The sequence below is a fragment of the Methylobacterium sp. CM6247 genome (assembly GCF_054817925.1).
In genome coordinates this window covers 4,212,949-4,237,033 of record NZ_JBTXKX010000003.1, presented here as the reverse complement: position 1 = coordinate 4,237,033, position 24,085 = coordinate 4,212,949, and the positions used below count along the sequence as shown (strand labels likewise).

Here is a 24,085-nt window from a genome sequence, read left to right as displayed (position 1 = left end):
TTGTGCCCCAGGCGGCCTTACAGCGCGCGCTGTTCGTCGGTCTCGACCGTGAGCGAGGTGGGGCGCTAATGGACGCTCTCGACGCCTGCAACCGCCGCTGGGGGCTCGGGGCGGTGGTTTTCGGCACAGCCGGCTTCGGCGCGCACCGACAGGGCCCGGCAAAAACCTGCCGATGCCATAACGTGATCGAATGATTCTACCTTCAGCCGCGCTGGCCGCTCATCATCGCCTGCATCTTTGTGGGCTGGGAAATGTGAAGGCGAATAAGCGGGACAGCTACTTGAGCGATGCGGCGGAGCTGCGGGTCCTCACCGCTTTCCGCGTAGGAACTATGGATTGCATAAGCCTCTTGATGGCCTTGCAGCGAAGCGCCCACGAATGCCGCATCGTACTGCAGGCCGGCTTGAGTGCCCGAGAGCTGCAAGAGAAGCCGTGCTTTCTGCTCATCCGTGGTTATACGGCTGGACGGGGGAGCACCCAGCACGCCACCAGCGACACCAACCGCTGCGCCAGTGACACCTCCTGCAACGGCAAGGGAGCTGCAAAAAGGCCTCCGATTAAGCCTCCTGGCCCCGGAGTGCCGCCTGCGGCCACAGCGACCGTCGCCTCCGAGTAGGACCCAGCTCGCGAGAGAGACTCACCTGCTTAACGACCTCAGCGCGGGTGAACTTCTTCAAGCGCGGGTTCGCGGTCTTATCGTTAGCATCCCGCGCGGTGTTCTCCAGAAACAATCCACCCTTGGTCGCCATGTTGAGGTAGACCGGCATTGGTAGGGCACCTGCGGAAGTAGGCTGGGCGACAGCAGTGCGGGTGACAGCTAGAGCCGCCGTTGCGGTGAGCATGCCAAGAACGAAGGCGCGACGATGGATTGAGGTGCTCCAAGAGCTTGAAATTGATCCTCGCGGACGTGCTCAAGATTCAGGTGCCTGGTCAAAACTTGTCTAAGTTATCAATGCTACGCCATTAACCGACAAGAGATAGCAATAATTATCGATTTGGCTTGACACATACATAGATTAAGCCTGCGCGATGGGGCATCCATTCCACCATTTATCGCAGGCCGCAAAGGATCTTTACTCGACCTACGAACTTCACATGGACGGCCTTCGTTACTTGCGACGCACGAGGCCAAGCGGGAGGCAGAACGTGGGAAAAAACGCTCGCTATGCCCAGCTCATACCGATGGTTCGGGGAGTCCTTGAGGCGCTCGACAGCGGGATTGAGGCCGATGAGATTGCATCCGCTGATCTCGCTGGCATCGCTTACGCCCTGCCGGGCGGACAATCCGAGGTAGCGACTTTGCTGCTGCATGCCAGCCGTCAGCTCCAGGTGAAGGCCTTGCAGATGCATGGCAAAAGGGCGGCCCTTCTCGCTGAATATGGGTTGGCATAGTCACCGGGGTACGCATATTCGCCGCGAGCAGACTTCAGGCCCACCCCCGGCCGCTGGCCTGCTCCCATTCGGTGCTCGGTCTCGTCGATGTGGCCGGCGGTGGGCAGAGCCATTAGCCGTTCGAGTTCGCGCACGGCGGAGGCCGTCGATATGGGCCGGCTTACGAGGTGGCCCTCATCCAAGTGGGGCCGCCACGAAGGCGGGCCGCCGAGTGTCGTTGAAGAACAGGTTCAGCCCGGATTCCCCACCCTGCGATGCGCCAGGCTGTTCCGGTCGATGCACAGCATGAAGCACCCACACCAATGCCACCACCCACCCAACGAGCGTCCCGCCGAACAGGCCGTTGACCGCCAGAATGACCCAGCGGTTGGGGTGGCGCCGATGAAAGGCAATGATCGAGGGCAGGCCGTAGACGGCCACGCAAAGCGCGAGGCGTGGGGGCGGTGTCGTTCGTCGCGGCCGAACAGGATCACGCCGGGCGGTATGGCTGTGGCTATGCTGGTCGAGGTGTTCGGGGTCATCAAAGGGCTCCAGAAACGACGAAGGCGGCCCGGAGGCCGCCTTGTGTTAAGTATGAGGGGGAGGATGCACCCGCTCGCTGCCGGTAAGGCTTCGGTGGCGGTAAGGGTCGCAATGGCAGGGGCATCGGGGGCATCCGGTCAGCTGCGAAACACATCGCAGCGACCAGCACATTATAAGATTATCGTCCTAATTTCAAGCTTAGGTTGTGCATTGGCTCGGGATCCCGGTGGCTGAGTTGCAGACTGCCACATGACGAACAGGCGTATCGCAACGGCAGCAACGCCCCACTCGGCCCGCCGGGGAAGGGCGCCATTTTGAAGCTTTCGACGTAGCCATTCTCCCACGGTGAGCCTGGCGTGATGTAGGCCGTCTTTGCTCCAACGCCGGTAATCCAAGCTTGAACGGCCTTCGCAACGAACTCCGGCCCATTATCCGAACGAATATGGCCCGGTACGCCACGCAGGATGAACAGGTCCGAGAGCACGTCGATGACGTCGATCCCCTCGAGCTTGCGTGCGACCCGGATCGCCAGGCATTCGTGCGTGAACTCGTCGACCACGTTCAGCATCCGGATCTTGCGCCCATCGTGCGTGCGGGCCTCGACGAAGTCGTATGACCACACGTGATTGCGGTGTTCCGGGCGAAGACGGACGCAGGAGCCGTCGTTGTCCCAGATCCGCCCTCGCTTGGGCTGCTTGGCCGGCACTTTCAGACCCTCACGCCGCCAAATGCGTTCGACGCGCTTGTCGTTGACGAACCACCCGGCCGCCTTCAGCAACGCACTGATCTTGCGGTAGCCGTAGCGCCCGTACTTCTCGGCCAACGCCACGAGATCAGCCGTCAGAGCCTCTTCGTCGTCGCGGCCCCGCGGTACCTTGCGCTGTGTCGAGCGATGCTGTCCGAGCGCCCGACAGGCGCGGCGCTCGGAGATGGTCATCGCCAGCATGATGTGTTCGACACAGGCGCGTCGGCGCGCGGGGCTCAGAAGTTTCCCCGGGATGCCTCCTGCAGGATGAGCTTATCTAGGGTGAGATCCGCAATTGCCTTTCGGAGCCGGGTATTCTCGGTCTCCAGATCCTTCATCCGTCTAACCTGATCCGACTTCAGGCCGCCAAACTCACGCCGCCACCGGTAGTACGTCACTGAACTCACGCCGAGCGCGCGGATTGCATCTGCAACGCTCTGGCCCTGTGAGATCAGAGTGGGTCCCAATTGGACGCCGATCAGCCCGTCAGCCGGGTTCTTTTTCCACGCCGATTCTCACCTGCGCCGTGAGTCTGAAAAGAATTACAGGCATGACCAATACTAATTACCAAGCAAAATCACCGAATATTGTCGAAATCAAGACTGAAGTCATAAGACTCAACCAAGTTAACGTAAAGCTGCGGAAGACTTGGCGGCGCACCGTCTGAGTGTCATTCATCAGCTTACAAACTAACGCCGACTTCAATGGACATGTCATGCAGCGCATCCGCTGGTCCACTGAAGTTACCCGCCACGGGCATCACTTGGCGAATGTCGCAGGCGGCCGCGACTGGGATCAGGTTCGCTCCGCCCACGCTGCGGTTGGTAGGGTCGAAGCTGATCCAGCCCGCGCCCGGCAGGTAGACTTCAGCCCAGGCGTGAGTGGACCCTGCCCCCGCAGAGCCGGCGAGCGTATGCCCCGGATCGTAGAGGTAGCCAGAGACGATCCTTCCGCCGAAGCCGAGGCTGCGAGCCGCCTCAACGAAGAGTGTCGCGAGATCCCGACACGACCCTCGACCGAGCATGAGTGTTTGGCTCGGTGACTGGGTTCCCTCATCGTCTCTGGTCTCATAGTCGACCCCACCCGCTACGCCAGCGTTTAGATCCTTGAGGAGGGACAGGGTGTCGGTCGGGTTGCACGCGACGAACCCTTGTGCCCAGCTCTGGAGCCTCCCCTCCTGGTCCGAGTACTGTGGAACTGCGAGGGCGCCCAGATCCCTCCACTCGTCGTCGGAATAGCGGAAGGGAAACAAGGCCGCTGACGCCGCGATGTCGAACACAGGGTAGGCAACAGCGCTAAGCTCGACCCGCGCTACGCTGTCGATAATGAGCGTAGAGGCAGGCGCGACAAACGTAGCCGTCGCCACGGCATTACCAGCGACGTCGTAGGACCAAGTCACGGTCGGATGGGGCGTCACCGTAAGGTCGCTCGATATGAGGCGGACATCGCGGGATTCGCGGGGCCGCAGCAGCAGCCGATGCGGTCCGAAGTTTACCGGTTGTCGGTAGCGGTAAGTCGTCCGATGATGGATCCGTAGATTGATCAAGAATGCTCCTTAAAAATTAGCGCGGCTCTGCTACCACGGTTGGCACTCATGATGTGAACTGACCTGCATAGTTGATGCCAATTGGCGCCTGGCCCTTTTTCAGCTCCGATACGCACGCGTAAACGACCTCCGTCGAACTTTCGTCCCTCGGCAAATTGGGAGTTAAAGGTCATTTTCAGCAATGCAATCGGCAAAGGGTGGGCGCGATCACCTCAATCGCCGGTGAGGCGTCGTTGGTGTTGAGCAATCTGCGTCCGGACAATCTCATGGAACGTCGAGTCTGCTAGACGGGTTGCAAACGCGGCCGCGAGATCCTCAAGGGCATGCCTTTGCTCAGACAGGCCATCGAAGGCTGAGAGTACTCCCAGATCTCTACATTAGCTTCTGCAACAGCTGGCGCGTCATCTGTATCTAGCATCGCGTCCAGCGAACTGAGGAGCTTTGCCAGTGGCGTCATGGTCATGGGAGATCCTCGTGCGCAGCTTCGCGTGACGAATTCAGAAAGCGAACCGCTTGGATGAGCATCGGGGTCCAAACGAAAGCCTTGAACGTCATGGAGTGCCCCTTTGTCTGAACGGACAACCTTGGGGTCGGCACGCAGGTTGCCGCACACGATGCCATGCTAGGGGGCTGAGCCAGAAGTTCATTTGCGGATTTCGAGTGTTTACCCACGTGTGGGCGATGTCCGCACCGAGGTGATGGATGGCCCATGGTCCCAAGCCTGCTCCTCTTCACCTGACCGAATGCGAGCGAACGCTCCTTGCGGGGCATGTCCGCCGCCACAAAGTCGGCCAGACCCCGCCAAGGCTTTTGACGTCGGTTAGCGGTTTCCAGTATCCACAAATGTAAATGATGAATTGCTATCAGCTTATCTCACACCTGTAACCCGATACTAGGTACCAAGCACCTTCTCGTCACGGCGGGTACCCTTCAATCTAATTAGATTCTGGTCTCGTTACGCTGCAACCGCGCACACGGCCCTAGCACTCTGCTCGTCAATTTGCTTCTTAGCAGAACAAGGTCCGAAGAGGAGTTCGTAAACCTCCGCTGCAGTGCGACAGCAGCCATTCTCGTCAATAATGTGAACATCAGCCATTCCGCTTGCTTCAAGAGACAAGCTTTGCTCTAAAGCGCTCAAAAGCGAAGCTCGGTAGAATGTGAATCTGCGGGCAGATAATCTTGCACGTACAGTAAAGCTCACTTCACGCTCCCCGATGCAGCATGCTAGTGTGGGTACAGATCCTAGCCGATCCGAATCACTAATCAAAAGATTTGAAGATATCTATGCGAATATTTATACTTTATCGACACCTATTGGCAAAGGCTTTTATTAATAAGTAAGCTCTCGTGTCAAAATCAATATTGCCCGCGTGCCGAGGAAAACCTCGGGTATAGGATTAAAGATGGTCCCACCGCCGAGATGTCTTCCGCTGACACAGATAATTACAAAACACCGACTTCGCGGCTAGGTTTCGGTATGACCTCACACCAATATAGATTGCAAACATAAGCTTCCGCTTGAAGAGAGCTCCAACTGGGAGCCAACCTTTCCTAAAATGAAGCTCCCAGAATTAGGTTTGGGCGACAACCAGCGAGTCTATGTACGGAGAAGGACATACACTCGCTCGGTCAGCAGTTTGTCATCTTAGCGGCCTTCGCGCACCTGACCTCAACGCGGTGTGAAGTCCGTCTCGGGGGTTACATTCCGGCAATAAGCCGCCATCAGGCGAGCACATTGCTCCACGTCGGTCAGACTCAACAGCTCGCAAGGTGTATGCATATAGCGGATCGCAACCCCGAGGAGACCGACGGCCATCCCGCCCCTGTTGACTTGCATCGCGTTCGCATCTGTCGGCGTCGCGCTGGGAAAGACGCTCACCTGAAACGGGATGCCTTCCGCTTTTGCCGCCTCTAACAGAAGGCTGAACACCATCGGGTTGGTATTGGGGCCACGGGACACGCTGGGGCCCTTGCCAATGTCCAGTTGTCCGAAGCGAGCTTTACTCACAGCAGGATAGTCGATGGCATGACCAACGTCGACGGCGAGCCCGGTCTGGGGCGCGATGTTGAAGGCCGAGGTTCGCGCTCCGCGCGAGCCGATCTCTTCCTGCACAGACGCAACTGCGTATACGCCGACATCGGGATGCAGGCCTCCCTCCTCGTTGAGGGCTCGTAGGGCTTCCGCCACAATAAATAAGCCGGCTTTGTTGTCGAACCCTCGTGCAGTTGCGCGATCACCCATCAACGCTTGGAATTCATACTGATAGGTGATCACATCCCCAAGTTGGATGATCGATTCAACCTCCGTGCGCGACGTCGCGCCGATATCCACCCACAGGTCCGTGAGCTTTGGCTTCTGCTTTCTTTCTTCCTCATCGAGAAGATGGATCGCTTTGCTACCGACGACACCAGGAACCCGCTCCTTCCCGTGAACCAACACCCGCTGCCCTAGCGGGATGACGCTATCGTGTCCGCCAATGCCGCTAATATAGAGAAGACCACTATCATCGATGTAATGAACGATGAACCCGATTTCATCCATGTGCGCCGTGAGCATAATCTTCATTGATGCGTTCGGATTTAGCACTGCGGCAACGTTGCCATGCGCATCGGTACTGACCTGGTCTGAAAAAGCCCCCGTGTACTCACGGTAGAGCTTTGCTGCATCCTGCTCATAGCCACTCGGTGACGATACGTTCGTAAGGGCTTTTAAGAACTCGACTGACGCGGGGCGCATTCGGTATTCACTTTCTTCGACAAGAGAGGCATCATGCCCAGTCAAAAAGCGACTAGAGAGAGGAAAGCTCACTTTTTCCCTGGAATTCGGTCGAGTAACGAAAGTTCATAGGGGCACACCTTGCTGTCCACGATCCCCGCCATATGCTTGCACTTAAGGTCTAGGGTTTAATACAGAGGACCATTTCCAAGCCGCGTTAGGGCCTCCGAGAGGTATCCTTATGCTCGAGATGTGGCTGTGGCCCAATTGGAGATGCGGCCCATCACGCCGATGCGACTGCCGGTAAAACGGTGTGGCTTGGGTAACTTACAGCGCGGAATGATGGCAGAGGCGGCAAGGTCAGACTCTCGATTTACGAGCATTCATTCCTAAACCTCGGAACATCGTCGAAGGTAATCAGCCAAAATCGAGCTGATGGAGCCGCCACATACCAAGCCCCACGGATCTCTAACCATTAGCCGGGCAAATGCCACCCGAGCTGTCGTGCAGCTAACCTATAATGCTTGGAGCGCCGCAAGCACTCATGCGCCATCTCGACGAACTCTCTAATGTCCGCTCCCCGCCGCCGGGCCAGAAGGGCGGTCTTTCGCTCCTGCGCCGCTTGGCGTAAACAAATAGTGGAATCCCGGCGCCTGATAAGCGCTGGTTTAAGCCCGCCACATAGCTCCTCAGTAAACCGCATATACACCACTCATGTGTAATCTTTAATGCCTAATGGGAAGCATTTCAGACGCGAAGGCACACTCAGTTTCCTGCTTGCGGAGGTAACCAGTGCGTTTCCGGAAACAGTCGGCTTTCGAGCTTGCGCGCCAGAAATCACCTAGCGCCCGGGTGTGAACACTTGCACCGCTGTCGTTCTAGTCGCGGGTGCAAGCGCGGCGCTCGCCCCACCATACTGTAGCTCCCCATTCACCTGGTGTGTGACATTGATCCACGCTCCACTATATGAGAACGTGCACATATAGATAATTTCGTCGCTTTGGTTGCGAACAAAGACCCTGCAATTCACCCAATCATTAGGTAACTGCAATTCGGTATTGATAACGCTCGCGTGCAGGCCCTTTGCGCACTTCTTGATCTCTTCAAGATCCGAGCATTCAACGCCGTCCCTGTCACGCACCAAATCGCCGTTATGAACGTCGAAGTAGTAACGTGGCATCTGCGCCTCCGATCAAACCCTTCACATGACAACGGTCCAGCGACGGTATGGTTTCGGTATGATGTCGCACGCTGCTTCAAACGTTTGCCCAAGCCCCATTGTCCGTCGGTCCGTAGGACTACATTAGAACTTATTTTCCACGAACCACGGAGCTATCGTGCGGTGGCATTCGTTCGTGGGTATGCTGATTACACAGCCTCGTTAACTTGAGTTGGGAATCGATGAAGCTGTTTCAGTGCCAATCGTGCCAGAATGTTCTTTACTTCGAAAATCGTTCCTGTGTTCGCTGCGGCCACAGGCTCGCCTATGTACCAGAGATCGGCGCGCTCTCGGCTCTGGAGCCAGCGGCCAGCGATGCCTGGGTGCCGCTTGCTGCACCAGATCGGCCAAGCCGCTTCTGCTCCAATGCAGGTCACGATGCGTGCAACTGGCTCGTGCCGCCCGGTTCAGACCAGGAGTTCTGCCTTGCTTGCCGACACAACGGAACCATCCCGAACGTCTCTGATCCGCCTCAGCTGTTGGCGTGGCAGCAAATCGAAGTGGCTAAGCACCGCCTGGTCTACTCTCTCCTGCGTTGGAACCTGCCGCTTAAAACTCGCACCGAGGACCCAGAGCACGGCTTACTCTTCGACTTCCTCTCTGACCCGCCTGAGACACAAGGCCCAAGGGTCCTGACAGGACACGATAACGGCCTCATCACCGTCGCACTTGTGGAGGCTGACGACGTCGAGCGCGAGAAACGGCGTAAGGATATGGGCGAGCCCTATCGTACGCTGATTGGGCACTTCCGCCATGAGATCGGCCATCATTACTGGGACCTCCTCGTGCGCGATGGCGGTAAACTCGATGCATGCCGAGACGTGTTCGGTGATGACGCGCAGGACTATGGGGCTGCCTTGAAGCGCCACTACGACGAAGGCGCTCCAGCGGATTGGCAGGAGAACTTCGTCTCCACCTACGCGACCACGCACCCCTGGGAGGACTTTGCCGAGACGTGGGCGCATTATCTGCACATCGTGGATACGCTGGAGATGGCGAGTGCTTTTGGTCTCGAGGTGAAGCCCCGAGTTGATAACGGTCAAGCGCTCACCGCTCGTGCAAACTTCGATCCTTATGAGGCCAACGGCATCGAGCCGATCATCGATGCTTGGCTGCCGTTCACCTTCGCGATGAACAGCATCAACCGTGCCATGGGCAACCGAGATCTCTATCCCTTTGTCCTCTCGCCTGCGGTGATCCAAAAGCTCGGCTTCATTCATGGCCTCGTGCACGGACGGCTGTGAAGATGGTGGACCTATCGCAAACGCGGGAAGCTATAGCAGGATGCTGAAGAAGTCCGTGGCGTGGCCGAACTGGGCATGATTCACTCCTTCCCGGAAGCGCTTGTGGTACGTGAATGCGGGGCTCCGATCAGCGTTCGGAGGCGTTGTTCTCTTATGTGGACTGGAGGCTCGTGTTCGGCGCAGGCACCCTCTGCGCACGATCCGGCAGCTTACGGATTTGGCTCTCGCATTGCTGAACGAGGACTTCTCTGAGCTCAATGTGCGGCGAGCACAACCGGCTGGGAATCGGCCTGGAACACGGCCACGGCAGCCGCCAATGGCTACTGGGAGGCTGCCAAGCGCATCGCTGGCATCAAGCTTAGAACTGGCACCGCGTCCGGGCCAAGGCTGGGAGTCACGTGCTCATTCGAATCGTCCCCGAAGGCGACGCACTGAAAAACGTGCTGACCATCGTCCTGTCGGTGGCTGCTATTGCAGCGGGGCAATTCTATGCCCCTGAATTGCTTGGCCTCCTGTCCATCGGCGTCAGCACGACGGCGAGCGCAGCGGCAGCATTCGCTATTAGCAGCCCGATCCTACTGACCGGCACCCTTCAACGACATGCGTTTTAGCGGCCGCCTGGACCGCCACCAGCGCTCCCATTCGGAATGGCTTGTTCTGGGCGGCTCGCGTTGCCCCCAGCGGCGGAATTGGTGGTCACTGTGTCGGCACCGGTTGCTCCGTACGAGATGACAACATCGCGGCTATTACCTGTCGTGTTTGATTGATTCTGAATGATGACGCCGCGCTGGCCATTGGGGGACGAGTAAATTCCCTGAGCGGCGGCGGGCAAGCTGAGCAGTACTGCAAGTGATCCAACGATTGGCAGGGTTCTTACAAATCTCATGACATTTCCTAACAGTTGGGGATACGGCCGGGGGGTATCTTAAGTTTACCGCAGAGATTAAAAGACCCGCCGAGCCGGAGCAGGGCGGGTCAAGTTCAGGGAGGAAACATGAAACTATGTCTTCCGATCGGATGCAGTTCCACCTTGGTGCGATTGCCGACAAAGAGAAGAAAAAACTTTGCCGGTTGGAGAAATCAGCTAAAAACGCAATCGTCTGGCTTCGAACACTTGTAATTTATGAAATCCATGTTGTGGCGAATCACGGCATAATTGTTTTGAATCTCCAAATTCCCTGCGGAATTCGGACTCAAAAAATGAACGTCCTCGTTAAACCAATCTCAGAGCTTGTAGCTCCGCCGGCATGCATCGCTTACCGAGTAGTTTTTTTAATCGGGGGCGGAACTGCGATTAACGCAATGCGCATTTACTCTGACAATGAAGGTCAGGCTATATAGTATACAAAATCTATAGTTGAAGGACACACGCTAGAGCTATGGGAGGGATCTCGGCATATCAAGACGTTTTATCCTGTAATATAATCACTTTAACAATACAGATAAAATTAAACTTTGCACAAAGCTGTTGTAGCGGCCTCTCTAAGCCGTCCTAAAAAGCCGGACGACAAATCCCGGCCAGCCTGAACATTGCTCGCTCAATTTGGCCGCTTGCCGGCGGGCTTTTTGGCTGCGGCGTCCACAGCATTCCGCTCCAGACGCTGAGCTTTCAGGCGAGCGATTTTATCGTCGCGCGCCGACTCACGGACTCTGACTTCTTCCCAGGCATGGCCCGCTGTGTCCGCACGCTCTGCGGCCTTGGCAGCCCTAGTGTCTTTACGATCCTGACGGCCCTCGGTGGCATCCGTCATTAGGAAGTCTTTCGTTGCGGCATCCCGGCATCCTTGATCGCTCTTTCGGCGACCAACTGGATCATCCGCTTCCGGTACGCTTTCCGGCAGCACCGGAAGCGGGGACCAAATACCGCCGTAAGTCGTTGAAATTATTGGCGCACCCGACACGATTCGAACGTGTCATCTTTGTCTTCGGAGGGTAAAGCTCATTGCCATAGGGTCAAGTTCATGAGATTTTAATCAGATATACCAGACCATTGGCGCTTGCATGAGCGCGGAGATACCGGACCCTTCCGGCAATGTGCCGGCGATCGCCGCCTGGATGAGGGATGGAGCCAGGAAGGCGAGGTTGAGGGTCATGCGCACCGAGCGCTCGCTGCAGCCTTCCGCTATGGCGATGGCATGGGTGTCCGCCACGCGGCCGCTGACAAGATCGTCGAGCCAGAAGCGCGCCTTGGCGATCCCGTCGACAAGACGGGCCCGGGTCTCGGCCCGCATCGGCCGGGGCGGCGCTGGCCCTTCATCGCCTTCAGCGCGGATGACCTCGCACCGACGACGGCTCGGCCGGGCTGACCACGGTACACGGAGGGAGGGAGGCTCGATTGCTCCTGCTTCGCCCGCTCTGTGGTCGTGCTCTGCCCCATCCGGCGGGACGAAGCTGATAGCAAGATGGCTCGGGTGAACGACGATGCGGCCAACCTGGGCGAACAAGTGCGTCTCATCGTTCGGGAAGGGGAGGTCAGGGGAGGGCGGTGTAAGCGCCTCCCGCACGGCCTGCTCGATCTCGGGTGCAGGCACCCGCGGGACCGAGCCGGCCTTGCCGCGCTGTCCCGTCTCGAGCGCACGTGAGACGTAGTAGCGGTAGCGGAGCGCCCCCTTCCTGGCCGAGCTCGGCGTCATCCGGTTGCCGCGGTCATCGTAGAGCAGCCCCGTCAGCCACGAGCCGGTGTTGCCCCGGAGGGAACCTTGCGCCTGCGCCTTCTCGCTTAGCGCCGCCTGGACCGCATCGAACAGCTCGCGCGGGACGATGCCCTCGTGCTCTCCGGGATAGTGCCGGTCCTTGTGGATCACCTCGCCGATATAGACCCGGTTGCGCAGCAGATAGGCCAGCGGACCCTTGGTGAAGGCGATGCCGCCCCGGATCGTGCCATCCCGGCGCGGGGTTCGCTTGGTCAGGATGTCCTGGACCTGCAGATCGGCCGCCAATCCGTTCAAGCATCCGAGCGCGAGGTAGCGCTCGAAGATTGTCCTGACCTGGGCCGCCTCATCGGGGCAGGGGACCAGCTTCTTGTCATGGACGCGGTAGCCCAGTGGGACGGGTCCACCCATGCGCATGCCCTTGCGCTTCGAGGCCGCGATCTTGTCGCGGATGCGCTCGGCCGTGACCTCGCGCTCGAACTGGGCGAACGACAGCAGGACGTTGAGCGTCAGCCGTCCCATGCTGTTGGTGGTGTTGAAGGCCTGGGTCACCGAGACGAAGGAGACGCCGTGCGCGTCGAACAGCTCGACGAGCTTGGCAAAGTCCGAGAGAGCACGGGTGAGCCGGTCGACCTTGTAGACCACCACCACATCGACGCGCCCCGCCTCGACCTCGGCAAGCAGCCGCTGCAGGGCCGGCCGCTCGAGGCTGCCACCCGAGACACCGCCATCGTCGTAGGCCTCGGGCAGCAGGCGCCAGCCCTCATGCGCCTGGCTCTTGATGTAGGCCTCGGCGGCCTCGCGCTGGTTGTCGAGGGAGGTGAAGGCCTGATCGAGCCCGTGCTCGGTGGATTTGCGGGTGTAGATCGCGCAGCGCAGAGCCTTGGGGGCGTGGGTCTTCGACGGCAGGGCCTTGGCATGCAGCGGCTTGGAGGGGGATGCCATCACGCGATCCCCCCCTTGGCCAGAGCCGAAAAGGACTCGTCGCCGCTGCTTGGCGCCCTGGTGGCTCCCTTGTCCCGAAGCCCGAAGAAGCGGGGTCCGTTCCAGCGGGTGCCGGTGATCGCGCGGGCGACTTCCGACAGGCTGGCATAGGTCGTCTCCCTCCAGGCAAACCCACCCGTCATCACGGTGACGGTGTGGACCTCACCCCCGAACTCCCGCACCAGCAGCGTGCCGGGCCGAAGCCCGGGCGTCGGGATCGGCGGGACGAGGGGCGGTGCCTTCGGCTTGGCCGCGCGTTCGGCGGCGGCGCGCCGGCGCAGGCGCTCCTTCGCAATCCGATCGAGCAGTCGGGCACTGTCGCGATCGAGGTCGCCCAGGGCCTTGGCCTGGATGCGGTAGGCGAGAAGCCGCACGATCAGGGTTCGGGACAGATGCGGGGGAGGGGCCGTTCGCAGATGCTGGCGCCACCGGATGCGAAGATCACCCAGATCGAGGGAGGCAAGCCTCTCGATCTCGGCCTTGAGCTGGGGGCTGATCGCGGCAGCCATCACCGGGCCTCCGTCGTGGCATCGTCGGTCAGGCGATAGGCGGTCCGACCCTCCGCATCGCATCCCTTCGTGAGGATCATCCCTCGCTTGCGCAGGCCGGTCAGGGCGGCGCGCGTCGAATGGGCGAGCCAGCCGGTGGCGGCCATCAGGTCGGCGAGCGTGGCGCCCTCGTCACGCTGCAGCATCGCGATGATCAGCGCCTGCTTCGTGCCGGATCGCGGCTTTGTCTCAGCCCCGTCTGCTCCGGCATCGAGACCAAGGCTTTCCCGACCGGTTGGCGTGAGGCGTAGCCCGATCGGACCGCGCTGGTCTTGGTGCCAGTGCGGCTCATCCGCGGTGACAACGACCTCGACCGCCAGCGCGGTCTTACACAGCTTGGCGGACTGCACCTTGGCCGCTCGGGCGTTCAGCCCGGCGGGACGGGCGATCAACTGGTCGTGGGATTCGGCGGCAGCCGTGAGCAGCGCCTAGTGTGTCTCGTCGATCATTACGGGTGGCCTCGCGATGGGTCGGCAGCGGGTCTGCTGCCACCAGCGCAACCCCACCGATCGCGAGGGATCGGCAGGGGGTCGAAGGCGCACCGCGTCGGCGGCCTCAAGGACGCTGACAGTTCCGCTCCATTCGCAGCGCAAGTCCAGTCCGAAGTGGCGGTCATCGCTCACACGCCAGTGCACAGCCACTACCGAACCACGGCTCTGCTAGCCTGCGAACCGGTCTCCAGCTAGGCCACCTAAAATGCTGCGGAAGCTGCACCGGCGGCAGGCGAGAAACCGGCCGAAATCGCCGAGAATCATGCCCGCAGGACCGCCCCGGAGAAGAGGCCACAAAGCGGCAGCTTTTCGCTATGCCCTTGAGACGCCGCACGTCTCCCGCCAAACGCGAACGTCCGTCGTTCGCGGGGAGCGAGTGGTGGGCCCGGCAGGACTCGAACCTGCAACCAGACCGTTATGAGCGGTCGGCTCTAACCATTGAGCTACAGGCCCCACGTCTATCCCGTAAAAGGAAAGAGGGGGCTTCGTCCAGCCGTCGCGAGTCCGAAGATCACGGATTTTCGCTGGTTGGCCCTCTCCTGTCATTGCGCGATCGAGGCGTGCGGTATCCGTTCCGGGCAGCCTGTTTATGCCGGACGGTTCAGATCTTGACGGGTGGTGTAGAGCCGGATCGGCTTTTGTCGTCTTGTCCGCGAGGCTCCAGACGCCGACCGTCGCTGGTCGAGATTCATCCCTCGGCGACCGGCAGGCCCTCCGACATATGCCCAGCGATGAGATTCGGGCTGTGGGGTCGAAGACGGGGCACAGCGGTGTTGGGTGAGAATGGAGACTCCCATGGGGCAAGGTCGTCTTCGCGTTAAGGTCATGTTAACCCTAGGCCGACGATCGTTCCCCGACGGACCAGGGGTCTGCCGATCCGATTGAGGAGCCGATGGGCCGCACGATCCTCGCTTGCCGGCTCGCCGCTTCATCTCTCGCCTGCGCCCTTGCAGGATCGCCCGTTCTGGCCCAGGAACCGCTCCTCCTGAGAATCAGGCCTCCCGACGCCGCTCCGGCCGAGATCGGCGCCAGCGGGGGAATGCCGTCGGCGGAGGAAGTGGCACGGGCCCGGGCCGCTCGCGAAGCGGTGTGGGAGCGAGCCGACCGCCGCGCCCGCATCGCGATCGCCTCCGTCTGCAGCGGCTGTCTGCAGCCGGAGCGGCCGGCGCGGCCCAATCCTCAACCGCGCCCGGAGGACGCCGTCGTCCGGACGCAGACGACACCGCCCGCCGCCGCCGACACGGCTCCGGCCCACACACTCGCCCAGACATCCACGAGCCAGACAGGTATTCCATGACCCAGTCGCACCCCACCAGCGGCGCCGAGCCGGATCCCGCCTGCCCGGTCTCCCTCGACCTGCTCGGAGCGGTCTACCGTGCCGAGCCGGAGGACCTGCCCGAGATTCTCGCCGAAATCCCCCCCACCACTCGCGCCAAGCTCGCCGTCTATCTCTACGGCAAGAGCCACATGCATCAGCTCGGCCTGTCTGTCGCCCGAGCCTGCGAGCGGGACGACCTCGTGCGTGTCGCGGGCGAGATCGGCTCGGTGGTCCATGGCCAGGCGCAGATGAAATCCGCACGGCCCGCGGCTCCGAACCCCGCCGCCCCGCCGCCGCCCCGCAAGATCAGCCTCGGCGGCGGTTCGGCCCCGAAGAAGATCAGCCTCGGCGGGTCCTCCGCGAAGTCGCGCTCCTTCGATTGAGACGCGCTCACGGAATCGTGCATCCGTGACGTCGGTTCGACCGAGCCGCCCGTTTCGACCATGGCGAGCCGCGTGGCATAAGCGCGGCCATTGCGCCCGTCGGCGTGGAGAGGACTGACATGTTCGGTGCGTGGTGGAAGCTCGGCATGGACGCGACCCTGCTCGCGATGGAATCGCAGCAGGTGATCGGCCTTCGTCTCGCCAAGCTCTCCCTGGGCGGCCCGGCCGCGCAGATCGAGGCTCAGCGTATGGTCAGCGAGAAGATCCTGGCGGCCGGCGAGGCGGCCATGATGATCGCGACCGGGGTCTCCACGCAGAAGGTGGTCACGGGATACCGCCGAAAGGTCCGCGCCAACGCGCGACGCCTCTCGCAAGCCTGAGACGCCCTGGCCGCGGGGCGACATTAACCGAGCATTAACCAACCTCCGCTTCCATCGGGGCCACCACCCACGAGGAGAGCGCTAATGAATCCCTTCGAGCAGCTGGTGCGCGAGCGCGCCTATGACATTTGGGAAAGCGAGGGCCGAGTGTTCGGCCGCGCCGAGGATCACTGGCTGACGGCCGAGGCCGAGTTGCGCGCGGCGAGCCTTTCCGCACCGGTCTACGTTCAGCCCGTGACCGCCGATCTCAGCCTGGCACCGAGCCCGGCCAAGACCCTGAAACCCCGCGCCTCGCGGAGCACCGCCGCCAAGGCCGTCGCCGAGAAGGCCGTGGTCCAGGCGTCCGAGACCGCGCCGCGCCAGACCAGGACGGCCAGCGCCAAATCGTCTTCGGCCAAGGCTGCTTCTGCCAAAACACCGGCCGTGCCCAAGGCGCCCAAGGCCGCCTCGACCAAAACTGCCGCGACCAAGACCGCATCGACCAAGACTGCATCGAGCTCCACGGCGACGAAGCCGCTCCGCGCCACGAAGCCGCGCGCCGTGGCGCCGATGGAATCCGCCGCGACCGTGCATTGACGGCAAGCGGATCCGCTCAATCCCGCCGCCCCTCGCCGGGCGTCGGGCTTCTTTTTTGTACCTTGTGATTCAGGCGGCGCGCCGTCGCTCGCTCCAGCACAAGAGCGCGGCCGCCACCATGGCGAGCGCGAGCAGGACAACGTTGAACGCTGACACAGCCGGCCAAGCCTGGGCTGCTCAGAACCATCCGCCGGCCGAACCAAGGCAGCTCGAACCGAGATAGTCAACGCGAAGGTACAGGGACGCCGCATGGCCCTTGGACCCGGCCGCCATCCGGTCGACCCAGCCGCTCGCCACCGAACGCGCCACGAAGAACCCGACCGTGACCGCCGCAAAGCCGGCGATCATGCCGGGAAGCGAGGGCAGCAGCGTAAGGGCGATGCCCACCGGCATGATCAGGATCCCCGAGGCGAGGATAGGACCACGACCGAACCGGTCCGCCAGGGAGCCTACCGTCGAGGATGACATCACCCCGAACAGGAACATGGCGAAGACCAGACTGATCTGGACCTGGTTGAGGCCGTAGGGCGGGGCACTCAGCCCGAACGTCAGGTCGTTGAAGGTCGCGACGAAGACGCCGAGAACAAGGAACCCGGTGGCGAAGAGCAGCGGCAGGCTGGGATGACGCAGGTGACAGGCCCAGGCTCCCAGATGGTAGGCCGTGTTGATGCCCGAACGCCTGATGAAACGGACCATGTCGAGCGCGGCATCTGGGTCGGGGAAATGCCGAGAGCGTAGGGACAAGTCGGGCAGAACCGATGGAGATCCTCTCCGTTCTGGTCCGCCCTTCCCATGGCGCCGCGATGGGACGGGCGGAACGTCGCGACAACCTTTGCTGTTATAGGATCACGTGATCGATTCGCGCCGGATCCCGGCCAGTGCTCCCGAGGCCTGTGATGAAGACCGCCTTTTCCGCCTTGCTCGCCCTGACGATGATGGCGGCTCCCTTTGCCGCGGAGGCCGGTCCCGGTCCCTATCGGGATCGTCCAGTGGTGCGGGACATCGACTCCACCGGTGGCATCACGGTGGGTGGCCGGGCGCCGTGGAACCAGGCCTGGGAATACGATTCCGGCAGCGATAACGACCGCCGGCCGGAACTGCCCTATTATCAGCAGGGCCGTGGCCAGCAGACCGGCGGGCCGGCACGCAACCTCTTGCCCGATGACGGTCTCCACATTGTCCCGCGCTGAGGGTCCAGTCTGGAACCGCTCTGCAAGCCACACATGACACAAATGCGTCAGAACCGGCTGCCGGCTATGAATAGTCGGCGAAAGGGACTGGCGGAGGCGGACGTCTTCGCGTAGCGAACCGCCCGGGGAAAAGTGATCCCGAGCGACGGAACGCAGACCATGGCGCATCAGGCCCAGTCGAGCTTCGATTCTCAGCGTCCTTATGAGCGGATGGCGCTCCAGGACCAGGTCGAGGCCGCAGTTAAAGACGGCACGACCCCGATCAGCCGGCTTCTGCGGCTGATGTTCGCCGTCGATGCGGATGCAACGGCCAACGAGAACCTGCGCCTGCGCCTGCGGGCGCGTATCGGCGCACCGCGCAGCGTCTGATCGTCGGCGGACGTAGCCTATCGCCGCCGACGTGCGGCGCGTGGCTGGGAACGCGCCATGCAGGTCATGTAGATCTGCCGGCCGACCGCGTAGAGCCCAATCCCACCCGGATCGGGCGTGACGAACACCTTCGCACGCGCCTCGTTGCGGCAGGCTGCATCCTGCGGGCTCTTGATCGGGGCCTCTGCTCGAGCCTGCGAGACCAATCCCAACAATCCCACAGCGACCATGCAGGCGATGCGCCCCCCTCGACGGCCAGCCGATTCTCCACCGCATGATCCGGTAGTTTCACCCATGAGTTTACCCCCCCTTCGTTGCGGCTAAGGTAGGGTGGTTCGTCGGAAAAGCGCATCGGTATTAGGTGCCGAATATCCGCTTCCCTCCGGCATGACTCCCTATGGTTTGATCCAGAGGCAGGAGGGCTCGCCCCTTACCGCGAGGCATTCGAACGGAGCGCCGCCGATCATGGCGCGGTGTTCCGGTGCGCCGACACGATCGCGGGCGATTCGGCGGCAGCCGGGAAGGTCGCCGAGATCGACCCGAGCCTGCCCCATCAAGACCCGCAGGTTGACCAAGGTATCGCAGGCGACCACCTCGCTCGCCGACATCGAGCCGGCGCCGGCCAGGGTCGTTCCCGCCATGCCCACTCCCGTCATGATCAACAGGAGAGCGATTCCCCGGCGTTGCGACAGCTTCATGGTGTGGATCTCCGGCTTGGCTCTACCGGAGGCGATATAGGGCGCGCTGCGGCATCGCCCGCCGCTATGCCGCGCCGTCAGCGCTTGGATTTGGGGGGCGGCGCCTTTTTGGCCGCTCGCGCCGGATCGGCCGGGACGACCGTTCCGGCGATGGTCCAGGAACAGATGCTGGTTCCAGTAATGCCAACGCAGTCGTACTCGTTGCCGTTGAGGGCGGCATGGTCCGTAATGGCATTGACCGTATCACGTCCGAGAAGATTGCAACTCAGGTGGTCGGCCTTCGGATCGGCCAGGGTCGCGGCCGCTTTCTTGAGGTCACCTTCCGACTGGCGCAGGAGAAGACGCAGATTGGCCAATGACGGGCAGCCAATCGCCGGCGCGGAGGGCAGGGCCGTGGACGACGGCAGGGGCGTCGGAGCTTTGGCCGGCTGCGCTTCGGCACGCGCCGCCCCTATCGCAGCGAGGAACAGGGCCGCCAGCGGGCGGGAATGGGATCCACGCCTCATGCCGCGCGCCTCGACTTCGCGTAGCGCTTCACCGCACGGTCCCGACGAAGCCGCGACAGGCGCTCGATCCAGAAAATGCCGTCGAGCTGGTCGATCTCGTGCTGCAGGCAGGCCGCTTCGAACCCCACCGATTCAACCTCATGTGAGACCCCGTCGAGATCGGAATAGCGTAGGCGTACCCGCGCAGCCCGCTCCACGGTGTCAGAGACGCCCGGCATCGAGACGCTGCCCTCCGTCTGGGGCTCCGTCTCGGAGGAAGCGAAGACGATCTCCGGATTGACGTAGATCGTCGCTGGCGTACCGGGCTCGAGCCGAAGCGCCACAACCCGGGCGAGCCACCCCACATGTGGCCCGGCGAGGCCGATGGCCGAAACCCGGGCGAGGGCGGCGACGAGATCCGCGGCATCGCGGCGAAGGTCCTCGTCGAACACGCTTACCGGTTCGGCGCGCAGACGCAGCCGTGGATCGGGGTAGAGGATCAGCGACTGGACCGGCACGGGGTAGGGGACCTTCGGCAGAGAAGCTTCGGCAAATACCCTTTGAATGAGGCGATGCGTGGATACGCGATCGGCCCGGCGCTGTCCAAGCAAGGCCCTCGCGGCATCTGGGCTCGGGTCCGGCCGGGGCACCCATCCGCGACAGCGAAGCCGTGCCTCCCGGATCGTGCCCGTGGTACCCCGCCTTCCGCTTCCGCGCGCCATGCCGTAAGGCCGCGGGACAGATCTCAGGACAACGATGCGCGCATGATCCGCCTCGAGAAAATCGGCAAGCAGAACGGACGGCAGATCGTCTTCATCGAGGCGTCGGCCGCTCTCCAGAAGGGCGAGAAGGTCGGCCTCGTGGGGCCGAACGGCGCCGGCAAGACCACCCTGTTCCGGATGATCACCGGCGAGGAGGAGCCCGACGAGGGCCAGGTCGCCACCGATCGGGGCATCACCATCGGCTATTTCAGCCAGGATGTCGGCGAGATGTCGGGCTGCTCCGTCGTCTCCGCCGTGATGGACGGGGCCGGCCCGGTGAGCGTGGTCGCCACAGAACTGAAGCAGATCGAGGCCGGCCTCGCCGATCCGGACCGGATGGACGAGATGGATGCCCTCGTGGAGCGCTACGGCGAGGTCCAGGCCCGGTTCGAGGAGCTCGACGGCTACGCCCTCGAAGGCCGGGCCTACGAGGTGCTAGCGGGGCTGAGCTTTTCCCAGGAGATGATGGACGGGGACGTCGGCAAGCTCTCGGGCGGCTGGAAGATGCGTGTGGCTTTGGCCCGCATCCTCCTGATGAATCCCGACGTGATGCTCCTCGACGAGCCATCGAACCATCTCGACATCGAGAGCCTGATCTGGCTCGAGGCGTTCCTGAAGAACTTCGAGGGCGCCCTTCTGATGACCTCGCACGACCGCGAGTTCATGAACCGCATCGTCTCCAAGGTCATCGAGATCGACGGCGGCACACTCACCACCTATTCAGGCGACTACGGCTTCTACGAGCAGCAGCGGGCCCTGAACGAGACGCACCAGCAGGCTCAGTTCGAGCGCCAGCAGGCGATGCTCGCCAAGGAGATCAAGTTCATCGAGCGCTTCAAGGCGCGGGCCTCCCACGCCGCACAGGTGCAGAGCCGGGTGAAGAAGCTCGACAAGATCGAGCGGGTGGAGCCCCCCAAGCGCAGGCAATCGGTGGCGTTCGAGTTCCAGCCGGCGCCGCGCTCCGGCGACGATGTCGTCATCATCAAGAACGTGCACAAACGCTACGGCAGCCGCACCATCTACGAAGGACTCGACTTCTCGATCCGCCGCCGGGAGCGCTGGTGCGTCATGGGCATCAACGGCGCCGGCAAGTCGACCCTGCTCAAGCTCGTGACCGGCTCGACCCCGCCCGACGACGGCAGCATCGCCGTGGGGGGAAGCGTCAAGCTCGGCTACTTCGCCCAGCACGCCATGGACCTCCTCGACGGCGAGCTCACCGTGTTCCAGGACCTGGAGCGCTCGTTCCCGCAGGCGGGCCAGGGTAGCTTGCGGGCGCTGGCCGGCTGCTTCGGCTTCTCCGGCGACGATGTCGAGAAGCGATGCCGCGTGCTCTCGGGCGGCGAGAAGGCCCGGCTGGTCATGGCCAAGATGCTGTTCGACCCGCCGAACTTCCTCGTCCTCGACGAGCCGACCAACCACCTCGACATGGGCACCAAGGAGATGCTCATCACCGCGCTGGCGAACTACGAGGGCACGATGCTGTTCGTGAGCCACGACCGGCACTTCCTCGCCGCCCTGTCGAACCGCGTCCTCGAACTCACCGCCGACGGCATCCATCAATATGGCGGCGGCTACACCGAATACGTCGCGCGCACCGGCCAGGAGGCACCGGGGCTGAGGAGCTGAGCGGCTGGTTTCCCCCTCTCACCGCGGGCGGGGTGAGGGGATGCACGGCAACGAAAGCGCCTCGAACCCGATCACCCCAGGAGACCGACCATGGATGCCAAACTCGCTGACATCGTCAGGGCGGCGGCGGCACAGGCCCGGCGCAAGGCCCGCGCCTTCGACGGATCGTCGTCGAAGGACGCGTTGCCCTTGGCGGTGATCGAGGCCTTCGATGCCGATGTGCGTGGACATGTGGAGCGCGACCGCCGGATCGAAGAGGAACGCGACCGGGTTCTCATCGCCGCCGTCAATTTCGCCGAGACACCGGACGAGGACGGCGAGGAGGCGGTCGGGGCCGCGCGGGATGCCCTTATCGATGCGATCGACTACCTCGAACAGGCCGTCCTGCGCTTCGGAAGCGTCAACCGCCAGGGAGCCAAGCTCGGCTACGGCGAGACGGGACAGAGGGTGACCGACGGACGGTGAGGGTTTCGCCCACCGGGGGTGAACCCGGACGGTCGACATGAGAACGGGCCAGGCTCCCGCGAGCCCGACCCGTTTGTAGGTCCGCGCGGTGGAATCGGGTCAGGCGGCCCGCACCGTGGCAAGGAAGCGGTGCACTTCTCCGGTGAGATGTTCGGATTGCTGGGAGAGTTCGCCAGCGGCGCCGAGCACCTGGCTCGCGGCCGCTCCGGTCTCTTCGGCAGCACTGGCCACGCCGGCAATGTTGCTCGTCACCTCGTTGGTACCGGCCGAGGCCTGCGAGACGTTGCGCACGATCTCCTGCGTCGCCGCGCTCTGCTGCTCGACCGCCGCCGCGATGGCAGTCGCCACGGCATTGATGTCCCGGATCCGCATCGTGATCGAACCGATGGCCGAGACCGCCTGGCCGGTTGCGCCCTGGATGTGGCCGATCTGCTGGGAGATCTCCTCCGTGGCGCGGGCCGTCTGGTTGGCCAGTTCCTTCACCTCGGCGGCGACCACCGCGAAGCCCCGGCCCGCTTCACCGGCGCGCGCGGCCTCGATGGTGGCGTTGAGGGCGAGCAGGTTGGTCTGGCTGGCGATGGTCGAGATCAGGCTCACCACATCCCCGATCCGGCTCACGGCGCCGCTGAGTTCCTGCACGAGGCCGGCCGTGATGTCGGCCTCCGTGACGGCGGATTGTGCGAGAGTGGCGGAGCTCGAGACCTGTCGGCCGATTTCCTGCACGGACGTGCCGAGTTCCTCGGCGGCGGCAGCGACGGTGTTCACGTTGACGGCGGCCTCCTCGGCTGCGGCAGCCACGGTGGTGGATTGCGACGCGGTCTGTGTCGCCGTCACCGTCATGGCCTGCGCCGTGGCCTGAAGCTCGGTGGCCGAGGAGGAGACCATGCCGATGATGCCGCCGACAGCCGTCTCGAAATCCTCGGCCATCTTGCGCATTCCAGCACGGCGCTGCTCCTCGGCGGAAGCCCGAGCGAGGACCGTGTCCTCTTCGAGCTGACGCGTGCGGATCAGGTTGGTCCGGAACACTTCCACCGCCTGGGCCATCTCGCCGATCTCGTCGCGGCGGCCCATGGAGGGAACGGCGGTCGTCTCGTCACCGCCGGCGATGTGACGCATGGCCTGGGTCATGCGCTCGATCGGGCGGGCAACGCCGAGGAACGAGAAGATCATGGCCGAGAGGGCCATCACGATGCAAACCGTGAGCATGATGATCGAGATCCGGATCGCTTCGGCCTGCTGGCTGCGCGCCGCCTCTCCGGCGGCGTTGGCCGCCGCCACATTGATCTCCACCAGACGGGTGGCCGCGTCGGCGACCGCCCGATAATTCGCGTGGTTGCCTTCGCGGAAGAAGCTCAGCGCCTGCTCTCTGTCGCTCTCGCGCATGGAACGAAGCTTTCCCCAATCGGCCTTCAGAATCTCCATCTTGGCGATCAGATCCTCATAGATCGCCTTTTCTTCCGCTTCGGTGATCAGGGACTTGTAGTCTTCGATGGACTTATTGCGCTCCAGCATCATTTCGTTCGCGAGCTTGAGATCGGCCTGCTCGATGGTGCTGTTGGGAGCGGTCAGGTAGCGCAGCTGGGACGTGCGGACCCGGAGCACCAGACGATTGATCTTGTCGGCCTGAGTCACCGACGGCACGGCATTGTCGACCAGAACAGCAAACTTCGTGCCGATGTCCTGAAGCTTGTATAGGGCCACCAAGCCCTGCGCTGCCGAAATCGAACCGACGATGCTGAACAAGCCGATCAGTACGGCCTTGATCGACAATCGCAC

The 24,085-nt window shown here is 62.4% G+C and carries 28 protein-coding genes, 1 tRNA gene and 2 pseudogenes; 14 read left to right on the top strand and 17 right to left on the bottom strand.

The window, feature by feature from the left end; genetic code table 11:
• Positions 1 to 68 precede the first annotated feature (68 nt).
• Complete coding sequence (locus ACYQOP_RS20995; protein WP_461223809.1) at positions 69 to 194, top strand: DUF4113 domain-containing protein; 126 nt, start codon at positions 69 to 71, stop codon at positions 192 to 194.
• An 8-nt stretch (positions 195 to 202) separates the two neighbouring features.
• On the opposite strand, the gene ACYQOP_RS20990 is transcribed toward ACYQOP_RS20995, so the two are convergent.
• A complete protein-coding gene (locus tag ACYQOP_RS20990) occupies positions 203 to 424 on the bottom strand; it encodes a DUF4142 domain-containing protein (protein ID WP_461223807.1) in 222 nt (73 codons plus the stop codon).
• Positions 425 to 1,146: 722 nt separating this feature from the next.
• Between ACYQOP_RS20990 and ACYQOP_RS20985 the strand changes: the two genes are divergently transcribed.
• A complete protein-coding gene (locus tag ACYQOP_RS20985; protein WP_461223805.1) occupies positions 1,147 to 1,392 on the top strand; it encodes a hypothetical protein in 246 nt (81 codons plus the stop codon).
• Positions 1,393 to 1,566: 174 nt separating this feature from the next.
• Here the strand turns inward: ACYQOP_RS20985 and ACYQOP_RS20980 are convergent, their stop codons facing one another.
• From ACYQOP_RS20980 to ACYQOP_RS20960, 5 genes and pseudogenes are all read right to left on the bottom strand, one after another.
• Entirely contained in the window at positions 1,567 to 1,812 is a 246-nt protein-coding gene (locus ACYQOP_RS20980; RefSeq protein ID WP_461223803.1) for a superinfection immunity protein, read from the bottom strand.
• Positions 1,813 to 2,230: 418 nt separating this feature from the next.
• A pseudogene (locus ACYQOP_RS20975) lies at positions 2,231 to 3,141 on the bottom strand (IS3 family transposase); the annotation flags it as partial.
• A gap of 200 nt (positions 3,142 to 3,341) precedes the next feature.
• Complete coding sequence (locus ACYQOP_RS20970) at positions 3,342 to 4,205, bottom strand: transglutaminase family protein (protein ID WP_461223801.1); 864 nt, start codon at positions 4,203 to 4,205, stop codon at positions 3,342 to 3,344.
• Between the two features lie 1,669 nt (positions 4,206 to 5,874).
• Positions 5,875 to 7,014, bottom strand: a complete 1,140-nt coding sequence (locus tag ACYQOP_RS20965) for a M42 family metallopeptidase (RefSeq protein ID WP_461223799.1) — start codon at positions 7,012 to 7,014, stop codon at positions 5,875 to 5,877.
• A 748-nt stretch (positions 7,015 to 7,762) separates the two neighbouring features.
• Positions 7,763 to 8,101 carry a DUF6894 family protein gene (locus tag ACYQOP_RS20960; protein WP_461223797.1) on the bottom strand — a complete coding sequence of 113 codons (339 nt, stop codon included), beginning with the start codon at positions 8,099 to 8,101 and terminating at the stop codon, positions 7,763 to 7,765.
• A 221-nt stretch (positions 8,102 to 8,322) separates the two neighbouring features.
• Between ACYQOP_RS20960 and ACYQOP_RS20955 the strand changes: the two genes are divergently transcribed.
• From ACYQOP_RS20955 to ACYQOP_RS20940, 4 genes and pseudogenes are all read left to right on the top strand, one after another.
• The gene (locus tag ACYQOP_RS20955; protein WP_461223795.1) at positions 8,323 to 9,384 is read left to right on the top strand and encodes a zinc-binding metallopeptidase family protein; all 1,062 of its coding nucleotides are present in this window, start codon (positions 8,323 to 8,325) and stop codon (positions 9,382 to 9,384) included.
• 113 nt (positions 9,385 to 9,497) lie between these two features.
• Positions 9,498 to 9,644 (top strand): annotated as a pseudogene (locus ACYQOP_RS20950) (IS5/IS1182 family transposase); the annotation flags it as partial.
• Positions 9,645 to 9,782: 138 nt separating this feature from the next.
• Positions 9,783 to 9,995, top strand: coding sequence for a hypothetical protein (locus ACYQOP_RS20945; protein WP_461225519.1), 213 nt, complete (start codon positions 9,783 to 9,785; stop codon positions 9,993 to 9,995).
• Between the two features lie 391 nt (positions 9,996 to 10,386).
• A complete protein-coding gene (locus tag ACYQOP_RS20940) occupies positions 10,387 to 10,725 on the top strand; it encodes a hypothetical protein (RefSeq protein ID WP_461223793.1) in 339 nt (112 codons plus the stop codon).
• Between the two features lie 197 nt (positions 10,726 to 10,922).
• On the opposite strand, the gene ACYQOP_RS20935 is transcribed toward ACYQOP_RS20940, so the two are convergent.
• The 5 genes from ACYQOP_RS20935 to ACYQOP_RS20915 all read right to left on the bottom strand — a co-directional run bounded on the left by ACYQOP_RS20935 (position 10,923) and on the right by ACYQOP_RS20915 (position 14,511).
• Entirely contained in the window at positions 10,923 to 11,135 is a 213-nt protein-coding gene (locus tag ACYQOP_RS20935; RefSeq protein ID WP_461223791.1) for a hypothetical protein, read from the bottom strand.
• Between the two features lie 222 nt (positions 11,136 to 11,357).
• On the bottom strand, positions 11,358 to 12,980 hold the full coding sequence (locus ACYQOP_RS20930) for a recombinase family protein (protein ID WP_461223789.1): 1,623 nt from the start codon (positions 12,978 to 12,980) through the stop codon (positions 11,358 to 11,360).
• The gene (locus ACYQOP_RS20925) at positions 12,980 to 13,528 is read right to left on the bottom strand and encodes a DUF2924 domain-containing protein (protein WP_461223787.1); all 549 of its coding nucleotides are present in this window, start codon (positions 13,526 to 13,528) and stop codon (positions 12,980 to 12,982) included. The genes ACYQOP_RS20930 and ACYQOP_RS20925 overlap by 1 nt, the downstream gene beginning before the upstream one ends.
• Entirely contained in the window at positions 13,528 to 13,959 is a 432-nt protein-coding gene (locus ACYQOP_RS20920) for a DUF3489 domain-containing protein (protein ID WP_461223786.1), read from the bottom strand. The genes ACYQOP_RS20925 and ACYQOP_RS20920 overlap by 1 nt, the downstream gene beginning before the upstream one ends.
• Before the next feature lie 476 nt (positions 13,960 to 14,435).
• A tRNA-Ile gene (locus tag ACYQOP_RS20915) sits at positions 14,436 to 14,511 on the bottom strand.
• Between the two features lie 439 nt (positions 14,512 to 14,950).
• On the opposite strand from ACYQOP_RS20915, the gene ACYQOP_RS20910 reads away from it, so the two are divergent.
• From ACYQOP_RS20910 to ACYQOP_RS20895, 4 genes are all read left to right on the top strand, one after another.
• Positions 14,951 to 15,355, top strand: coding sequence for a hypothetical protein (locus ACYQOP_RS20910; RefSeq protein WP_461223784.1), 405 nt, complete (start codon positions 14,951 to 14,953; stop codon positions 15,353 to 15,355).
• Complete coding sequence (locus ACYQOP_RS20905; RefSeq protein ID WP_018043878.1) at positions 15,352 to 15,759, top strand: hypothetical protein; 408 nt, start codon at positions 15,352 to 15,354, stop codon at positions 15,757 to 15,759. The genes ACYQOP_RS20910 and ACYQOP_RS20905 overlap by 4 nt, the downstream gene beginning before the upstream one ends.
• 119 nt (positions 15,760 to 15,878) lie before the next feature.
• Entirely contained in the window at positions 15,879 to 16,139 is a 261-nt protein-coding gene (locus tag ACYQOP_RS20900) for a hypothetical protein (protein ID WP_461223782.1), read from the top strand.
• 84 nt (positions 16,140 to 16,223) lie between these two features.
• Entirely contained in the window at positions 16,224 to 16,715 is a 492-nt protein-coding gene (locus ACYQOP_RS20895) for a DUF2934 domain-containing protein (protein WP_461223780.1), read from the top strand.
• 177 nt (positions 16,716 to 16,892) lie between these two features.
• On the opposite strand, the gene ACYQOP_RS20890 is transcribed toward ACYQOP_RS20895, so the two are convergent.
• Entirely contained in the window at positions 16,893 to 17,459 is a 567-nt protein-coding gene (locus ACYQOP_RS20890; protein ID WP_461223778.1) for an MFS transporter, read from the bottom strand.
• 152 nt (positions 17,460 to 17,611) lie between these two features.
• Between ACYQOP_RS20890 and ACYQOP_RS20885 the strand changes: the two genes are divergently transcribed.
• Both ACYQOP_RS20885 and ACYQOP_RS20880 read left to right on the top strand, forming a co-directional pair.
• Positions 17,612 to 17,905 carry a hypothetical protein gene (locus ACYQOP_RS20885; protein WP_461223776.1) on the top strand — a complete coding sequence of 98 codons (294 nt, stop codon included), beginning with the start codon at positions 17,612 to 17,614 and terminating at the stop codon, positions 17,903 to 17,905.
• 159 nt (positions 17,906 to 18,064) lie between these two features.
• On the top strand, positions 18,065 to 18,274 hold the full coding sequence (locus ACYQOP_RS20880) for a hypothetical protein (RefSeq protein WP_461223774.1): 210 nt from the start codon (positions 18,065 to 18,067) through the stop codon (positions 18,272 to 18,274).
• A gap of 17 nt (positions 18,275 to 18,291) precedes the next feature.
• Here the strand turns inward: ACYQOP_RS20880 and ACYQOP_RS20875 are convergent, their stop codons facing one another.
• The 4 genes from ACYQOP_RS20875 to ACYQOP_RS20860 form a co-directional block, all read right to left on the bottom strand.
• Positions 18,292 to 18,570 carry a hypothetical protein gene (locus tag ACYQOP_RS20875; RefSeq protein WP_461223772.1) on the bottom strand — a complete coding sequence of 93 codons (279 nt, stop codon included), beginning with the start codon at positions 18,568 to 18,570 and terminating at the stop codon, positions 18,292 to 18,294.
• Positions 18,571 to 18,669: 99 nt separating this feature from the next.
• Positions 18,670 to 18,972 (bottom strand): hypothetical protein, encoded by a 303-nt coding sequence (locus tag ACYQOP_RS20870; protein WP_461223770.1) that lies wholly within the window; start codon positions 18,970 to 18,972, stop codon positions 18,670 to 18,672.
• Between the two features lie 77 nt (positions 18,973 to 19,049).
• Positions 19,050 to 19,478 carry a hypothetical protein gene (locus ACYQOP_RS20865; protein ID WP_461223768.1) on the bottom strand — a complete coding sequence of 143 codons (429 nt, stop codon included), beginning with the start codon at positions 19,476 to 19,478 and terminating at the stop codon, positions 19,050 to 19,052.
• Positions 19,475 to 19,975 carry a peptide deformylase gene (locus ACYQOP_RS20860; protein ID WP_461223766.1) on the bottom strand — a complete coding sequence of 167 codons (501 nt, stop codon included), beginning with the start codon at positions 19,973 to 19,975 and terminating at the stop codon, positions 19,475 to 19,477. The genes ACYQOP_RS20865 and ACYQOP_RS20860 overlap by 4 nt, the downstream gene beginning before the upstream one ends.
• A gap of 246 nt (positions 19,976 to 20,221) precedes the next feature.
• On the opposite strand from ACYQOP_RS20860, the gene ACYQOP_RS20855 reads away from it, so the two are divergent.
• Entirely contained in the window at positions 20,222 to 21,844 is a 1,623-nt protein-coding gene (locus ACYQOP_RS20855; protein ID WP_207412462.1) for an ABC-F family ATP-binding cassette domain-containing protein, read from the top strand.
• A gap of 90 nt (positions 21,845 to 21,934) precedes the next feature.
• Positions 21,935 to 22,309: a hypothetical protein gene (locus ACYQOP_RS20850; RefSeq protein WP_461223764.1), complete on the top strand. Its 375-nt coding sequence runs from the start codon at positions 21,935 to 21,937 to the stop codon at positions 22,307 to 22,309.
• A gap of 99 nt (positions 22,310 to 22,408) precedes the next feature.
• On the opposite strand, the gene ACYQOP_RS20845 is transcribed toward ACYQOP_RS20850, so the two are convergent.
• Entirely contained in the window at positions 22,409 to 24,085 is a 1,677-nt protein-coding gene (locus tag ACYQOP_RS20845; protein WP_461223762.1) for a methyl-accepting chemotaxis protein, read from the bottom strand.

Bases quoted from the DNA above. Each gene is read 5' to 3' on its own strand.
- ACYQOP_RS20900 (WP_461223782.1), top strand. From the start codon at position 15,879: ATGTTCGGTGCGTGGTGGAAGCTCGGCATGGACGCGACCCTGCTCGCG.
- ACYQOP_RS20930 (WP_461223789.1), bottom strand. From the start codon at position 12,980: ATGGCATCCCCCTCCAAGCCGCTGCATGCCAAGGCCCTGCCGTCGAAG.
- ACYQOP_RS20955 (WP_461223795.1), top strand. From the start codon at position 8,323: ATGAAGCTGTTTCAGTGCCAATCGTGCCAGAATGTTCTTTACTTCGAA.
- ACYQOP_RS20935 (WP_461223791.1), bottom strand. From the start codon at position 11,135: ATGACGGATGCCACCGAGGGCCGTCAGGATCGTAAAGACACTAGGGCT.
- ACYQOP_RS20995 (WP_461223809.1), top strand. From the start codon at position 69: ATGGACGCTCTCGACGCCTGCAACCGCCGCTGGGGGCTCGGGGCGGTG.
- ACYQOP_RS20925 (WP_461223787.1), bottom strand. From the start codon at position 13,528: ATGGCTGCCGCGATCAGCCCCCAGCTCAAGGCCGAGATCGAGAGGCTT.
- ACYQOP_RS20910 (WP_461223784.1), top strand. From the start codon at position 14,951: ATGGGCCGCACGATCCTCGCTTGCCGGCTCGCCGCTTCATCTCTCGCC.
- ACYQOP_RS20875 (WP_461223772.1), bottom strand. From the start codon at position 18,570: ATGGGTGAAACTACCGGATCATGCGGTGGAGAATCGGCTGGCCGTCGA.
- ACYQOP_RS20880 (WP_461223774.1), top strand. From the start codon at position 18,065: ATGGCGCATCAGGCCCAGTCGAGCTTCGATTCTCAGCGTCCTTATGAG.
- ACYQOP_RS20865 (WP_461223768.1), bottom strand. From the start codon at position 19,478: ATGAGGCGTGGATCCCATTCCCGCCCGCTGGCGGCCCTGTTCCTCGCT.
- ACYQOP_RS20905 (WP_018043878.1), top strand. From the start codon at position 15,352: ATGACCCAGTCGCACCCCACCAGCGGCGCCGAGCCGGATCCCGCCTGC.
- ACYQOP_RS20895 (WP_461223780.1), top strand. From the start codon at position 16,224: ATGAATCCCTTCGAGCAGCTGGTGCGCGAGCGCGCCTATGACATTTGG.
- ACYQOP_RS20960 (WP_461223797.1), bottom strand. From the start codon at position 8,101: ATGCCACGTTACTACTTCGACGTTCATAACGGCGATTTGGTGCGTGAC.
- ACYQOP_RS20870 (WP_461223770.1), bottom strand. From the start codon at position 18,972: ATGAAGCTGTCGCAACGCCGGGGAATCGCTCTCCTGTTGATCATGACG.
- ACYQOP_RS20940 (WP_461223793.1), top strand. From the start codon at position 10,387: ATGTCTTCCGATCGGATGCAGTTCCACCTTGGTGCGATTGCCGACAAA.
- ACYQOP_RS20885 (WP_461223776.1), top strand. From the start codon at position 17,612: ATGAAGACCGCCTTTTCCGCCTTGCTCGCCCTGACGATGATGGCGGCT.
- ACYQOP_RS20855 (WP_207412462.1), top strand. From the start codon at position 20,222: ATGATCCGCCTCGAGAAAATCGGCAAGCAGAACGGACGGCAGATCGTC.
- ACYQOP_RS20850 (WP_461223764.1), top strand. From the start codon at position 21,935: ATGGATGCCAAACTCGCTGACATCGTCAGGGCGGCGGCGGCACAGGCC.